Raw genomic sequence first — 15,001 nt, 5'->3', positions numbered from 1 at the left:
CATTCGGCAGGCAGAGTACGCAAAAAAATATTTATTGCAAGAAATAACGTTCATGTTGCAAATTTGCGTAGTTTGCATAATGTTTGCTCATGGGCGATGAAAAAATCAGACGGCCGCGTCAGGCCGATATAGCCACATTGGCGGGTGTCTCGGTCTCGACGGTGTCGCGCGTGCTGGCGAACGAGCCAGGCATCAGCGAAACCGTCCGCCGTCAGATATTGAAGGTCGCGGCCGAGCACGGTTATCCGGTCAAGCCGGCTGTTGAAGCCGTTGCCGGCGGGCTGGCGCTGATCGCCAGCGACGGCGTCACGGGCGGCCTCAGCGTCTTCTACGAGGCGATCGTCGAGGGCCTGCGCGCCGGAGCGGCCGAAGCGGGCATGCCGTTCGAAGTCCGGATGGTTCGGGAGGAGCGCATCACGCCGGACGCCGCGCGCGATTACATGCAGGCCGCAGCGGCCGAAGGTCTCTTTCTTGTCGGCATCGATCCGAACGACATGCTGCGCGACTGGCTGCAGGACGCCATGGTGCCGACCGTTCTCGTCAATGGCACCGACCCGGGAATGCGTTTCGATGGAGTTTCTCCGGCTAATTTCTTTGGCGCCTATCAGGCGACTGGCCGGCTGACGAAGGCCGGCCATCGCCGCATCCTGCATCTGAGCGGCTCTCATCGCCAGACGATCCGTGAGCGTATCCGCGGTTTCGAGGCGGCGATTGCCGCTGTTCCCGGCGCCGAAGGTCGTTTCGTAGCCATGACGCTGCAGGGCAGCGCCAGCCGTGAGGCCCATGAACGCACGGCGGCGATCCTCGCCGAGAATGCCGGTTTTACCGCCGCCTTCTGCATGAATGATTTCATCGCCGTCGGCGTGCTCGAGGCTGTCATCGAAGCGGGCCTGCGGGTGCCGGAGGATTTCGCGATCGTCGGTTTCGATGATCTGCCTTGTGCGCTGATGACCAATCCGCAGCTCTCCACCATGCGCGTCGACCGCGCCGCCCTCGGGCGCGAAGCCGTTTCGCTGATGCTGTCCCGTTTCCGCAACAGGACGGCGCCGGCGCGCCACATCTGCCAGGCTGTCGTTCCCGTTGCGGGAGGGACCGTTGTGAACGTCGAAACCCGTGAGTTGATCCAATGACCTATGATCCCGCCAGCGCCAATCCGCTTGCCGGCAATCCGCTCGAAACCCGCGCCGATATGAGCCGAGCCCTGCTTGATCTCTTCGATCCGCTGCTTGCCTGTTTTTCGAAAGGCAATGCCCGCGTCAGGCTGAGCGGTGCCGCCGCCCATTTCGACCGGGCGGCGGCCGATCTCGAAGGTTTTGCCCGCCCGCTCTGGGGTTTGGCGCCGCTTGGCGCCGGCAATGGAGACTTCGCCCACTGGCATCGTTTTGCCGAGGGCCTTGCAAACGGTACCGACCCCGCCCATCCCGAATATTGGGGAACGGTCAATGGCCGCGATCAGCGGATGGTCGAGCTTGCCGCCCTCGGTTTTGCCCTGGCGCTGGTGCCGGAAAAAATCTGGGAGCCGCTCGATACGCGCGCCCGCAGCAATGTCATTGCCTATCTCAAACATGCTAGACAGTTCGACTATGCCGACAACAACTGGAAATTTTTCCGGATTTTCGTCGACATCGCCCTCGATCGCCTCGGCGCCGATTTCGACCGCAGCCTGACGCGGCAATATCTGGAGGAGCTCGAAGGCTTCTACATCGGTGACGGCTGGTATCGCGACGGAAACGTGCGCCGCATCGACCACTACATTCCCTTCGCCATGCATTTTTACGGGCTGATCTATTCGAAGCTCGTCGATGACGATTATGCGAAACGCTATCGCGAACGGGCGATCCTCTTCGCCCGGGATTTCCGCCACTGGTTTGCCGCCGATGGGGCAACCATCCCCTTCGGCCGCAGCCTGACCTATCGCTTTGCCTGTGCCGGCTTCTGGTCGGCGCTGGCCTTTGCCGGCGTCGAGGCACTGCCCTGGGGCGAGGTCAAGCACCTTTGCCTGCAGCATCTGCGCTGGTGGAGGGACAAGCCGATCGCCGATCGCGACGGCGTGCTGTCGATCGGTTTCGGCTATCCGAACCTCTTGATGTCGGAGAGCTACAATTCCGCCGGCTCGCCCTATTGGGCATTGAAGGCCTTTCTGCCGCTGGCGATCGCCGAGGATCATCCGTTCTGGACCTCCGAGGAGAAGGCGCCGGAGCCGACGTCAGTAGTCATCCCCCTGCGCCATCCCGGCATGGTGATCATGCGGGCGGGCGGCGATGTCGTGGCACTGTCATCAGGCCAGGAAAACCTGCAGATGCGCTTCGGCACGGAAAAATACGCGAAATTCGCCTATTCCACCCGATACGGCTTCAGCGTCGAATCCGATGAGCGCGGCTTTGCGCTCGCCGCTTTCGATTCGATGCTGGCCTTCAGCGATGACGGCCTGCATTACCGCGTGCGCGAAACGAATGAGGAAGCCAGGCTCGCGGGCGATATGCTTTATGCGAAATGGTCACCCTTCCCCGATGTCAGCGTCGAAAGCTGGCTGGCGCCCGCGGCCCCCTGGCATATCCGCCTCCACCGGATCAGGGCGGCCCGGCCGCTGAGGGTCGCCGAAGGCGGCTTTGCCATCGCCCGCCGGGATTTCGAGCTGGACACGCTTTCGGCGTCGGATGGCGCTGCCTATGCGATCGGCGAAGCTGATTTCAGCGGTATTCTCGACTTGGGATCGTCGGTCGATCGCGCCGGGCTCGCGCAGAAGGCCCAGCCCAACACCAATGTGATCGTCGCGAAGACCATCGTACCGCAGCTGCGCGGTCAGATTCCGGCCGGTGAGACCATCCTGGTAACGGCGGTGCTGGCGCTCGGCGATCCCGCCGCCGTCGCGTCCGCCTGGACGCGGCCGCCGAAGGCGCCTGATATTGCGGCGCTGGAGGCGCTGGTGCGGGAAAAGGGTGTGATCGTCAGCGCCATCGAAGCGCCGGGTCAGATGCCATGAGCCGCCCGGCAATCGTCCTTGCCATGGAACCGTCGCGCACGGAGCATGTCCTGCCCGACGAGATCCTGCGCCGGCTCGATACCATCGGCCGCCTGCTGGATTCCGAGCCGTTGCAGCATTTCGAGGACGAACGCGCCAGCCGCCTGCTGGCCGAAGCCGAAATCTTGGTGACCGGCTGGGGCGCGCCCTATGTCGGGCCTGAGATTCCCGCTGCCGCGCCGCGGCTTCGCCTCATCGTCCATGCGGCCGGCACGGTGAAGGGGATCATCGACGAGGCCATCTTCGAAGCCGGCATCGCGGTCAGCCACGCGGCCGAGGCCAATGCCGTGCCGGTCGCCGAATTCACGCTAGCCGCGATCCTCTTCGCGGGCAAGCGCGCCTTCCGGTTCCGCGATCTCTACGTCGCCGACCGCAACCGCGATCGGACCTATCCGATGCAACGCGAAGCGATCGGAAATTATGGCCGCACCCTCGGTATTATCGGCGCCTCGCGCATCGGCAGGCGGGTGATCGAGCTGTTGAAACCGTTCGAATACAGGCTGCTGCTGTTCGATCCGATGGTCGATGCCGCCGAGGCGGCAGGCCTCGGAGCTGAAAAGGTCGAGCTCGACGATTTGATGCGCCGCGCGGATATGATTTCCCTGCACGCGCCGTCGCTGCCGTCGACAGAGCATATGATCGATGCATCAAGACTATCGCTGATGAAGGACGGCGCGACGCTCATCAACACCGCTCGTGGCATTCTCATCGATGAGGCGGCTCTGCTTTCGGAGCTGAAGACCGGCCGCATCGACGCGGTCATCGATGTGACCGATCCGGAAATTCCGGAGGCCGGTTCGGTTTTCTACGATCTGCCGAACGTTTTCCTGACCCCGCACATCGCCGGCGCCATCGGTCTGGAACGGGCGCGCCTCGGCGAGATGGCAGCGGATGAGATCGAGCGTTTTACGGCCGGCCGGCCGCTGCTTTATCAGATCAGGCGGCAGGATCTCGAAAACATCGCCTGAGGCAATCCTCGTCCAACGGCACGCGTCAGCGCGGTGTCCTCAACGAATTGGGCGAGCCGTCATTGGCAAGCTCGGGCATCAGCTCGGCGATATCGACCACCTTGCCGGTGTGCGAGCTCGTCAGCGCGGCGATGCCGCAGAGCACGGACATGGCGCCCGCCCGGGTACCGGCGCGCTGGCCGAGCCTGTCTTCCATGCCGGGCTTGAAGATCATGTTGCGCATGCGGTCGTCGCCTCCGTAATGGCCGCCGGTGAAATGCGGAACGACGATGCGCTCGACGGCTTGCCGGTCGTTCGGGAAATTGCGGATGAGGAGGATCGTATCCTCCTTCGGCTGTTCCCAGGGCTGGGCCTCATACTGGCGAATTTCGATGCGCCCCTTGGTGCCGTTGAAGGCGAGGTGATGGCCTTCGATCGGCTGGAAGGTGTTCAGCGAATAGGAGACATGAACGTTGTTGCGGTAGCGGAGGTTGACCACCATCGTATCGGGAATGTCGATATCCTCGCGGAAGACGCAGCCGTCGCGGAAATAACCGTCGATCTTCGAGGGATCCTCGTAAAGCTGATCCAGGAAAGGATCGGCCTCGAGATCGAGATAGTAGTCGCATTCATGCGCGTGCGGACAGAGCTTGCAGCGGGGCCCGCGGAACGGCCCCTTGCGGCCGTAGTTCTGCAGGTCGGCAAAGGACGTGACCGCTTCGGGATCGCTGTCGAGATACCAGTTCAGAAGATCGAAATGGTGGGTCGCCTTGTGAACGAACAGGCTGCCGGAATTTTCCGTATAGGCGTGCCAGCGGCGGAAGTAGTCAGCGCCGTGCTTGGTGTTCAAATACCAGTGGAAGTCGACGGAGGTCACTCGGCCGATCTCGCCGGCATTGAGCAGTTCCTTGATGCGGGCCGCCGTCGGCGCATAGCGATAGTTGAAGGACACGTCGACCCGGCGGCCGGTGCGCTTCTCGGCGTCGAGAATCCGGCGAATTTTCTCGATCGAGGTGGTCATCGGCTTTTCGGTGATGACGTCGATGCCGGATTCCAGCGCCCGCACGATGATATCGTCATGCGTCTGGTCGGGCGTGCAGACGATGACCAGATCCGGCTTCTGCTCGGCGAGCATGGAATCGATGTTTTCATAAAGCGGCGCATTGCTGCCGATCATGTTGCGGGCGCGCTCGCCGCGCAGCGAGTTCTTCTCGACGATGGCGGTCAGGTCGACATGTTCGCGCCAGCCGGCAAGCAGGTCCTTGCCCCACATGGTCGTGCCGCGGTTTCCGGTGCCGATCAGGGCAAAACGGCGTTTCTCCATCGAATGATTCTCCTGCATGCGTGATGAAACAAATACTGAAAATCAGATCTGACAGCAGCTGCGGAAACGCTCGACGCAGGTGGCGATCACCTCGTCGGCCGGGCGTTTCCACCAGGTCTCGGCCGAGAAGATCTCCACCTCCTGCGCCCGAAGAAACCGGCGGCCTCGATCATCCGTCTTATGCCTTTGAGGTCGATGACGCCATCGCCCATCATGCCGCGGTCGAGCAGCATGTCCTTGGTCGGCACCAGCCAGTCGCAGATGTGATGGGCGAAGATACGTTTCATGCGGCCCGCGCGGGCGATCTGATTGGCGAGATCGGGGTCCCACCAGACATGGTAGACATCGATCGCAACGCCGACATCCTCGCCGAGCGGTTCGCACATGTCGAGCGCCTGGCCGAGCGTGTTCACGCAGGCCCGGTCCGCGGCATACATCGGATGCAGCGGCTCGATCGCGAGCTTCACACCGGATGCCTGGGCATGCGGCAGAACGGCAGCGATGCCGTCGAACACCATTTGCCGGGCCGCGACGATATCCTTCGAGCTGCCGGGCAGGCCGCCGACGACGAGCACGAGGCAATCGGCGGAAAACGCGGCCGCTTCGTCGATGGCGCGCCTGTTGTCGTCGAGGTTCTTTTGCCAGTCGGCCTCGTTTGCCGCCGGAAAGAAGCCGCCGCGGCAAAGGCCGGTCAGCTTTATGCCGTTCGACTTGACGATCCTGACCGCCTCGTCGAGGCCGGCCTTGGCGACCTGGTCGCGCCAGGGCGCGATCGAGGTGATGCCGTGCTTCAGGCAGATATCGACGGCTTCGGCAAAGCCGCATTGCTCGCGGATCGTCGCCAGATTGATCGAAAGTCCTTCGACCTGCATCTCATTCCCCTCCCATTGCCATGCCTGAGATCAGTGAATGCCGTGGACGGCCAGCACTTGGCGCATGCGCGCCGTTGCAAGTTCCGGATCGGCCAGAACCCGTGCCTTGTCGGCCAGGCGGAAGAGTTCGGCCAGATGCGCCAGCGAACGCGTGCTCTGCTGGCCGCCGACCATGACGAAATGATCCTGCAGACCGTTGAGATAGGCGAGGAAGACGACGCCGGTCTTGTAGAAGCGGGTCGGCGCTTTGAAGATGTGGCGCGACAGCGGCACCGTCGGCTCGAGCAGATCGAAGAATTCGTGATTGCTTTTGCGGCCGAGCGCGTCGAGCGCGGCCGACGCTGCCGGCGCGATCGCATCGAAAATGCCGAGCAGTGCGTCGGAATGGCCCTCTTCGTCGCCGGCGATCAGTTCGGCATAGTTGAAATCGTCGCCGGTATACATGCGCACGGCTTTCGGCAGCTGCCGGCGCATGGTCACTTCTTTCTCCTTGGAAAGAAGCGAGATCTTGATGCCGTCGACCTTGGCGGCATTGGCTTCGATCACCTCAAGGCAGGTTTCCATGGCCTTCAGGTGGTCGCCATTGCCCCAATATCCCTCGAGCGCCGGGTCGAACATCTCTCCCAGCCAGTGGATGATGACGGGTTCCTTGACCTGGCGGAGGATACGGTCATAGACGCGAATGTAATCGTCCGGCCCCTTGGCGGCGACGGCAAGCGCCCGGCTCGCCATCAGGATGATGCGCCCGCCGGCCGCCTCCACCGTTTCGATCTGCTCTTCATAGGCTTTGATGATCGTGTCGATGGTCACGTCAGGACCGGGCGACAGATGGTCGGTGCCGGCGCCGCAGGCAATCAGCGCATCCTTGCGCCCGGCCGCCTCGCCGAGCGCCCGGCGGATGAGGTCGCGCGCTTCAGGCCAGCCGAGGCCCATGCCGCGCTGCGCCGTATCCATCGCTTCGGCGACGCCGAGGCCAAGATCCCAGAGCCGGTGGCGGAAGGCGAGCGTCTGCTCCCAGTCGATCGCCGGCGTCAGCCAGGGATCGTTGTCGACAAGCGGATCGGCAACGACGTGCGTCGCCGCAAAGGCGATGCGCGGGAAGCTCTTCGCTTCGCGCTTCTTCAGTTCGATCGGCGTGCCGGTCAGCGTATAGGGGACGATCTTGCCGTCGAGGGGGAGATTGATCGTCGTCACGGCTCAGAACTCCAGTGCGGGAACGTCGAGCCAGCGGCGCTCGGCCCAGGATTTCAGTCCGAGTTCGGCCAGCTGCACGCCCTTGGCGCCGGCTTCGAGCCCGTAGGGCCACGGCGCGTCCTCAACGACATGGCGGATGAACATTTCCCACTGCGCCTTGAAGCCGTTGTCGAAGGCCTGGGTGTCCGGAACCTCGTCCCAGGTCTTGTAGAAGTCGATCGTCTGCGGCTGGTCTGGGTTCCAGACCGGCTTCGGCGTGTTGACGCGGTGCTGGCTCCAGCATTTCGTCAGGCCGGCGACGGCCGAACCATGGGTGCCGTCGACCTGGAAGGTGATGAGATCGTCGCGGCGCACGCGCACCGCCCAGGAGGAGTTGATCTGCGCGATCGCACCGCCTTGGAGTTCGAAGGTCGCATAGGCTGCGTCGTCGGTGTCGCAGTCATAAGGCTTGCCCTGTTCGTCGATGCGCTGCGGAATATGCGTGGCGCCAAGGCAGGAGACAGCTTTCACCTCGCCGAACAGATTGTCGAGCACGTAGCGCCAGTGGCACAGCATATCGAGGATGATGCCGCCGCCATCGGCCTTGCGGTAGTTCCAGGAAGGGCGTTGGGCGGGCACGCCCCAATCGCCTTCGAACACCCAGTAGCCGAATTCGCCGCGCACCGAGAGGATCTTGCCGAAAAAGCCGGAATCTCTGAGCAGCGCCAGCTTGCGCAGGCCCGGTAGGAAGAGCTTGTCCTGTACCACGCCGTGCTTGAGTCCTGAGCGGCGCGCCTTGCGGGCGAGATCGATCGCCACCTGCAGATCGTCGGAAATCGGTTTTTCGCAATAGATGTGCTTGCCGGCGTCGAGCGCCTTGGACAGAAGCTCGGCACGCATCAGCGTCGTACCGGCATCGAAGAAAACCGTGTCATCGGGATTGGCGAGCGCATCATCGAGATCGGTCGACCAGCGCTTGATGTTATGCTTCTTCGCCAGCTCTTCCATCTTGGCGCCGTTGCGGCCGACGATGATCGGGTCGATTTCGAGTTTCTCGCCCGATTTCAGCGTGATGCCGCCTTGGTCGCGGAAGGCCAGAATCGAGCGCACCAAGTGCTGGTTGTAACCCATGCGGCCGGTGACGCCGTGCAAGATGATCCCCAAGCGTGCCATTTTTTCCTCCCTGCAACCTTTTGCGGCGGGAGCGGGCGTCCTGGCCCGGCCCTCCCAACCCGGTAACTAAACGGTTACTTGATGGCAGAAGAGCGGCGAGCCTGTCAAGAAGTCAAATCCTGCTTTCGTTATTCAGCGCTTGATCGAGGCGAGGGTGACGTGGACGATATGCCTTTCCCAGGCATTGAGATTGGCCGGCTCGATAAGATCGCGGCCGAAGATCGTCGAAAGCGTGTACTGGTTGGAAAGGTAGAAATAGCCGAGTGAGGCAATCGTCAGGTAGACATGCAGCGGATCGGCCGCCTCGATGAAGACGCCCTGTTTCTTCCCCGCTCGAGCACTTGGGAAAGCTCGCCGATCAGATGCGAATGCAGTTCCTTGAGCCTGACGGACTGGCGCAGCCACCGGGCGCGATGCAGGTTCTCCGTGCCGAGCAGGCTCAGGAATTCCGGATGCTGGAGGAAATAGCGCCAGGTGAAGAGCGCCAGCTCGCCGATGCCTTCCTCCGGGCTGCGATCGCCGATATGCAGCGCGCGTTCGGCGGTGCGGATGCCGACATAGGCCTCCTCGAGCACTTTGAGGTAGAGCTGCTCCTTGTCGCCGAAATAATGATAGAGCATGCGCTTGTTGGTGCCGGCCCGTTCGGCGATGGCGTCGACACGGGCGCCGCCCATGCCGTTTTCGGCGAATTCCCGGGTTGCCGCCTCGAGGATCGCCGCGCGTGTCCGCTCCGGATCGCGCTGGGCCGTCCGCTCCGGCGACGGTCGCCGGGCCTGCTTCTTTTCCCTGTTTCCCGCGCTGTCGTTCATCGCTCCACCCCTGTCTCACGTGTTGCGCTCATAAGCCTTCGGTGCGAAATTGTAAAAACCGAATTTGGAAGGGCGGCCCACCAGAACAGAAGGGTCGGAGCATGACGTCGCATGAAACCGTCGAGGCTTTTCGCCATCATGCTCTGACCGACACCGCTTGACAGGCTTGCCGCTTTGCTCGTAGCTTGTAACCAATTAGTTATTTGCGCAAGCGAAACTGGTTTGGAAGCGTGTGGAGGCGCTTCCCTTTGGAGGAGGAAAAAATGACCCTGCGTGTAAACAGACGTAATTTCGTGGCCGGAGGCGCAGCACTTCTGTCGCTCTCGGCGCTCGGCACCAGCGCCTTGGCTCAGGAAAAGCGCCTGCGTCTCCTGTGGTGGGGCTCGCAGCCGCGCGCCGACCGAACCAACAAGGTGTCGCAGCTCTATCAGACCAAGAATCCGGGGACGTCGATTACTGGCGAATTTCTGGGTTGGGGCGATTACTGGCCGCGCCTTGCGACCCAGGTCGCGGGCCGCAACGCGCCCGACGTCATCCAGATGGACTATCGCTATATCGTCCAATATGCCCGGCGTGGCGCGCTCGCCCCGCTCGAATCCTATATGCCGGCCAAGCTCAACCTCGACGATTTCGACAAGGCCCAGATCGAAGGCGGCAGCGTCGACGGCCATCTCTATGGCGTCAGCCTCGGCGCCAATTCCGCCGCGACGGTGCTAAACACCACCGCCTTCAACGAGGCCGGCGTCGATCTGCCGACGCAGGCGACCACCTGGGATGAATTCGCCCGCATGGGTACGGAGATCACGAAGGCCGGTAAGCGCAAGGGCATGTTCGGTATAGCCGACGGGAGCGGCGCTGAACCGCTGTTCGAGAACTGGCTGCGTCAACGCGGCAAGGCACTCTATACCGCCGACGGCAAGATCGGTTTCGGTGTGGAGGATGCATCGGAATGGTACGACATGTGGGCCAAGTTCCGTGAGGCTGGCGCCTGCGTTCCCGCCGATATCCAGGCTCTCGACAAGAATGATATCGAAACCAACACGGTGTCGCTCGGCAAATCGGCCGCCGGTTTCGCCCATTCCAACCAGTTCGTCGCCTATCAGGCAATGAACAAGGATAAGCTGGCGCTCACCAATTACATGCGCGTCAAGCCGGATTCGAAGGGCGGTCACTATCGTAAGCCTTCGATGTTCTTCTCGGTATCGGCCCAGTCGAAAGCGATCGACCTGGCCGTGGACTACGTCAATTTCTTCGTCAAGAATCCTGAAGCAGTGCTGCTCCTGGATGTCGAACGCGGCATTCCGGAATCGGCCGCCATGCGCGAGGTCGTCGCGGCGAAGCTCGATGAGAACGGCAAGGTGGCATTGGCCTATGTCAGCGGTCTCGGCGATCTCGCCGGCAAATTGCCGCCGCCGCCGCCGGCCGGCGCCGGTGAAGGCGAGCTGATGCTGCGAAACATCGCCGAACAGGTCGGTTTCGGACAGCTGTCTCCCGCCGACGGCGGCAAACAGTTGGTCACTGAAATTACGCAGATTCTCGCACGAGGCTGATCCCGTATGAGCAATGCGATGCGCACGCCCGCAGGGGCCATAAATGTGGAAAGATATCAGGGGGCTGTGGCCGAAGGACGCTTCCGGCGTCTTTGGAATGCCAATGCCCCCGGCTATCTCTTCCTTCTGCCATGGCTTGCCGGCTTTTTCGGGCTGACGCTCGGGCCGGCCCTGATTTCGCTCTACCTCTCCTTCACCGACTTCGACATGCTGCAGTCGCCGCGATGGGTGGGAATTGCGAATTACGTGCGCATCGCCGCGGCGGATCCGAAATTCTCGGCCGCCATGCATGTCACCCTGACCTATGTCGTCTTCTCGGTGCCGTTCAAACTGACCTTCGCCCTGCTGGTCGCCATGGCGCTGAACCGCGGCCTGCGTGGGCTGACCTTTTATCGCGCCATCTTTTACCTGCCCTCATTGCTGGGCGGCAGCGTGGCGATCGCCGTTCTCTGGCGCCAGCTTTTTGCCAGTGATGGTCTCGTCAATGCCGCGCTTGCCCAGATCGGCATCGAGGGGCCGAGCTGGATCTCGCATCCGAATTATTCGATCTATACGCTGGTGGCGCTCTCGGTCTGGCAGTTCGGTTCGCCAATGATCATCTTCCTCGCCGGCCTGCGCCAGATCCCGCAGGACATGTATGAGGCGGCCAGCCTCGACGGCGCCTCGAAATTCCGGCAATTCTACAAGATCACGCTGCCGCTTCTGACGCCGGTGATTTTCTTCAACGCCGTCGTCCAGACGATCGAAGCCTTCAAGGCCTTCACGCCGGCCTTCATCATCTCAGGCGGCACCGGCGGGCCGATCAATTCGACGCTGTTCTACACGCTCTACCTCTATCAGGAAGCCTTCGGCAATTTCCGCATGGGCTATGCCTCGGCGCTCGCCTGGATCCTGGTGGTGATCATCGCGATCTTCACCGCCTTCTCCTTCCTGACCTCGCGTTACTGGGTGCACTACGATGACTGAGACGACCGCTTCCATCACTGCGGCCAGGCCGCCATCGGACATCACCAAACGCAGCCTGCCGGCGTCGCTCGTCATCCACGCCCTGCTGATCGCCGCTTCGCTTCTGATGCTCTATCCGCTGTTGTGGATGGTCTCGGCATCGGTCAGGCCGGAAACCGAGATTTTCTCGTCGACTTCGCTCATCCCGTCTTCGATCGATTTCTCCTCCTATGCACGCGGCTGGGTCGGCCTCGATGTCAGCTTCGGCCGGTTCTTCTGGAATTCGCTCGTCATCTCGCTGCTGGTGGTGACCGGTAATGTCATCGCCTGTTCGCTGACGGCCTTCGCCTTTGCCAGGCTGCGTTTTGCCGGCCGCAATTTCTGGTTTGCGATCATGCTCGGCACGCTGATGATCCCCTATCACGTGACGCTGATCCCGCAATATGTGCTCTTCCTCAACCTTGGCTGGGTCAACACCATCCTGCCGCTTGTCGTGCCGAAGTTCCTGGCAAGCGATGCCTTCTTCATCTTCCTGATGGTGCAGTTCTTCCGCGGCATTCCGCGCGAACTCGACGAGGCGGCGATGATGGACGGCTGCAGCGCCTGGCGCATCTATTGGAAGATCATGCTGCCGCTGTCGCTGCCGGTGCTGGCAACCGCCGCCATCTTCTCCTTCATCTGGACCTGGGACGATTTCTTCGGCCCGCTGATCTACCTGAACGATATGAACACCTATACGATCCAGCTCGGCCTGCGCACCTTCGTCGATTCCACCAGCGCATCGGATTGGGGCGGTCTGTTCGCCATGTCGACTTTGACGCTCGTGCCGGTCTTCTTCTTCTTCCTGTTCTTCCAGCGCCTGCTGATCGAAGGCATCGCCACGACGGGCATGAAACGCTGATGGCGGCAGTGGAAAAGAGTGACATGAGCATCAAGACCGTCGCGATCGTCGGCTGCGGCATCGGCCGTTCGCATATCGTCGAAGGCTATCTGCCGCATTCCGACAAGTTCAAGGTCGTGGCGATCTGCGACCTGAACGGTGAGCGGTTGGCTGCGGTCGGAGACGAGTTCGGCATCGAGCGCCGCACCACTTCCTTTGCGGAGCTGCTTACCGATGACATGATCGACATCATCGATATCTGCACGCCGCCCGGCGTGCATCTGGAGCAGGTGGTCGCAGCACTCGCCGCCGGCAAGCATGTCGTTTGCGAAAAGCCGCTGACCGGCTCGCTTGCCGCCGTCGATACGATCATGGAAGCGGAAAAGACTGCCAAAGGCGTGCTGATGCCGATCTTCCAGTATCGTTACGGCGACGGTATCCAGAAGGCCAAACGGATCATTGATGCCGGCATTGCCGGCAAGGCCTATACGGCTTCGGTCGAAACCTTCTGGCTGCGCAAACCGGAATATTACGCCGTGCCCTGGCGCGGCAAATGGGCGACGGAACTCGGCGGCGTGCTCGTCACCCATGCGCTGCACCTGCACGACATGATGATGCATCTGATGGGCCCGGCGGCCAGGGTTTTCGGCCGCGTCGCGACCCGCGTCAACGATATCGAGGTCGAAGATTGCGCCTCCGCCAGCCTGCTGATGGAAAACGGCGCCTTCGTCTCGCTGTCCTGCACGCTCGGCTCGCAGGAGCAGATCAGCCGGCTGAGGCTGCATTTCGAGAATGTCACCTTCGAAAGCACGCATGAACCCTACACGCCGGGCAAGGATCCCTGGAAGATCATCGCCGCCAATGATGACGTCAGGGAAAAGATCGACCGCGTGGTCGGCGACTGGCAGCCGGTGGCGCCGCGGTTCACCACCCAGATGGGTCAGTTCCACGCCTTCCTCAGCGGCAATGGACCGCTGCCGGTGACAACTGCGGATGCGCGCCGCGCCCTGGAACTTGTCACCGCCATCTACCAATCTTCCGACAGCGGTGCTGAAGTGCCACTGCCGGTCGGTCCCGACAGTCCGAAATACGCCGATTGGCGCGCAAGAACGAAGTAACCGACAAATAAACGAGAGGGTTTTGAGAAGATGGCAACCAGTGTCGTTCTTCAGAAGGTCGAGAAGCGCTACGGCGCGATGGATGTGATCCATGGCATCGACCTCACGATCGATCCCGGCGAATTCGTCGTTTTCGTCGGGCCCTCCGGCTGCGGAAAATCGACCCTTCTGCGCATGATCGCCGGCCTCGAAGAGATATCGGGCGGCGCGCTGCTCCTCGACAGCGAGCGCATGAACGAGGTGGCGCCGGCCAAGCGCGGCATCGCCATGGTTTTCCAGTCCTATGCGCTCTATCCGCATATGTCGGTCTACAAGAACCTCGCCTTCGGCCTGGAGACGGCGGGTTACAAAAAGGCCGAGATCCAGCCGAAGGTCAAACGCGCCGCCGAGATCCTGCAGATCGAAAAGCTCCTTGAGCGTAAGCCGAAGGCACTGTCCGGCGGCCAGCGCCAGCGTGTCGCCATCGGCCGCGCCATCGTGCGCGAGCCCCGCATCTTCCTGTTCGACGAGCCGCTGTCGAATCTCGATGCCGAACTGCGCGTGCAGATGCGGGTCGAGATCTCCCGCCTGCACCGGCAGCTCGGCAACACCATGATCTACGTCACCCATGACCAGGTCGAAGCGATGACGATGGCCGACAAGATCGTCGTCTTGAATTCCGGCCGCATCGAGCAGGTCGGCGCGCCGCTCGATCTCTACAACAACCCGGCCAACCGCTTTGTCGCCGGCTTCATCGGCAGCCCGAAGATGAACTTTCTGCAGGCGCGCATCGAAGAGGTCGGTGAAGCCGAAACCAGCATTCATGTCTGCGGCAATTCCGTCCGCTTGCCGCGCCGGCTGCAAGGCGAGGCCGGTGAGACCGTCACCTTCGGCATCCGCCCCGAGCATCTTTCCCTCACGCAGGGTGCCATCACGCTCTCGACCGTCAATGTCGATCTCGTCGAAAATCTCGGCGGCGCCACCATGCTCTACACCACGACGCCGGATGGCCAGTTGCTGACGGTCGCGCTCGACGGTCAGCAGAAGGTCGAGCCCGGCGCCAATGTGAAGGCTCTCTTCGATCCGGCCCGCTGCCACGTCTTCGACGCCGCCGGCAGGACGATCTGACCTAAAGCGCCCTTGGCGCGTCCGGAAGGACGCGCGCGGCTGCTTGACAGCCTATCCTGCTCTGCCCCATCATTTTGCCAG

Annotated in this window: 11 protein-coding genes and 2 pseudogenes; 8 read left to right on the top strand and 5 right to left on the bottom strand. The window is 62.1% G+C overall.

Features of this window, described 5'->3' with window-relative positions; translation table 11 throughout:
• Nucleotides 1-89 precede the first annotated feature (89 nt).
• The 3 genes from MHI61_RS23405 to MHI61_RS23395 are packed head-to-tail and all read left to right on the top strand — an operon-like array spanning nucleotide 90 to nucleotide 3,990.
• Nucleotides 90-1,130 (top strand): LacI family DNA-binding transcriptional regulator, encoded by a 1,041-nt coding sequence (locus MHI61_RS23405; RefSeq protein WP_239790765.1) that lies wholly within the window; start codon nucleotides 90-92, stop codon nucleotides 1,128-1,130.
• Nucleotides 1,127-2,983: a DUF2264 domain-containing protein gene (locus MHI61_RS23400; protein ID WP_239790763.1), complete on the top strand. Its 1,857-nt coding sequence runs from the start codon at nucleotides 1,127-1,129 to the stop codon at nucleotides 2,981-2,983. Before MHI61_RS23405 ends, MHI61_RS23400 begins: the two co-directional genes overlap by 4 nt.
• Nucleotides 2,980-3,990 carry a hydroxyacid dehydrogenase gene (locus tag MHI61_RS23395; protein ID WP_239790762.1) on the top strand — a complete coding sequence of 337 codons (1,011 nt, stop codon included), beginning with the start codon at nucleotides 2,980-2,982 and terminating at the stop codon, nucleotides 3,988-3,990. The genes MHI61_RS23400 and MHI61_RS23395 overlap by 4 nt, the downstream gene beginning before the upstream one ends.
• Nucleotides 3,991-4,015: 25 nt before the next feature.
• On the opposite strand, the gene MHI61_RS23390 is transcribed toward MHI61_RS23395, so the two are convergent.
• The 5 genes and pseudogenes from MHI61_RS23390 to MHI61_RS23370 form a co-directional block, all read right to left on the bottom strand.
• Entirely contained in the window at nucleotides 4,016-5,293 is a 1,278-nt protein-coding gene (locus MHI61_RS23390) for a Gfo/Idh/MocA family oxidoreductase (protein WP_239790760.1), read from the bottom strand.
• Between the two features lie 42 nt (nucleotides 5,294-5,335).
• A pseudogene (locus MHI61_RS23385) lies at nucleotides 5,336-6,165 on the bottom strand (sugar phosphate isomerase/epimerase family protein).
• Nucleotides 6,166-6,195: 30 nt separating this feature from the next.
• Nucleotides 6,196-7,359, bottom strand: coding sequence for a dihydrodipicolinate synthase family protein (locus tag MHI61_RS23380; RefSeq protein ID WP_239790758.1), 1,164 nt, complete (start codon nucleotides 7,357-7,359; stop codon nucleotides 6,196-6,198).
• Nucleotides 7,360-7,362: 3 nt separating this feature from the next.
• Entirely contained in the window at nucleotides 7,363-8,511 is a 1,149-nt protein-coding gene (locus tag MHI61_RS23375; RefSeq protein ID WP_239790757.1) for a Gfo/Idh/MocA family oxidoreductase, read from the bottom strand.
• Nucleotides 8,512-8,643: 132 nt separating this feature from the next.
• Nucleotides 8,644-9,320: pseudogene (locus MHI61_RS23370) on the bottom strand (TetR/AcrR family transcriptional regulator).
• Between the two features lie 263 nt (nucleotides 9,321-9,583).
• Between MHI61_RS23370 and MHI61_RS23365 the strand changes: the two are divergent.
• The 5 genes from MHI61_RS23365 to ugpC are packed head-to-tail and all read left to right on the top strand — an operon-like array spanning nucleotide 9,584 to nucleotide 14,920.
• Nucleotides 9,584-10,870, top strand: a complete 1,287-nt coding sequence (locus tag MHI61_RS23365) for an ABC transporter substrate-binding protein (protein ID WP_239790755.1) — start codon at nucleotides 9,584-9,586, stop codon at nucleotides 10,868-10,870.
• Between the two features lie 6 nt (nucleotides 10,871-10,876).
• Nucleotides 10,877-11,836 (top strand): sugar ABC transporter permease, encoded by a 960-nt coding sequence (locus MHI61_RS23360; RefSeq protein ID WP_239790754.1) that lies wholly within the window; start codon nucleotides 10,877-10,879, stop codon nucleotides 11,834-11,836.
• The gene (locus MHI61_RS23355; protein WP_239790752.1) at nucleotides 11,829-12,716 is read left to right on the top strand and encodes a carbohydrate ABC transporter permease; all 888 of its coding nucleotides are present in this window, start codon (nucleotides 11,829-11,831) and stop codon (nucleotides 12,714-12,716) included. The genes MHI61_RS23360 and MHI61_RS23355 overlap by 8 nt, the downstream gene beginning before the upstream one ends.
• Nucleotides 12,716-13,813, top strand: coding sequence for a Gfo/Idh/MocA family oxidoreductase (locus tag MHI61_RS23350; RefSeq protein ID WP_239790751.1), 1,098 nt, complete (start codon nucleotides 12,716-12,718; stop codon nucleotides 13,811-13,813). The genes MHI61_RS23355 and MHI61_RS23350 overlap by 1 nt, the downstream gene beginning before the upstream one ends.
• Before the next feature lie 30 nt (nucleotides 13,814-13,843).
• Nucleotides 13,844-14,920, top strand: coding sequence for a sn-glycerol-3-phosphate ABC transporter ATP-binding protein UgpC (gene ugpC / locus MHI61_RS23345; RefSeq protein ID WP_239790749.1), 1,077 nt, complete (start codon nucleotides 13,844-13,846; stop codon nucleotides 14,918-14,920).
• Nucleotides 14,921-15,001 lie beyond the last annotated feature (81 nt).

Origin of the sequence: Rhizobium sp. K102 (assembly GCF_022385315.1) — a bacterium.
Classification (GTDB): Bacteria; Pseudomonadota; Alphaproteobacteria; order Rhizobiales; family Rhizobiaceae; genus Rhizobium; species Rhizobium croatiense.
This window is presented reverse-complemented; position numbering and strand designations above follow the sequence as displayed.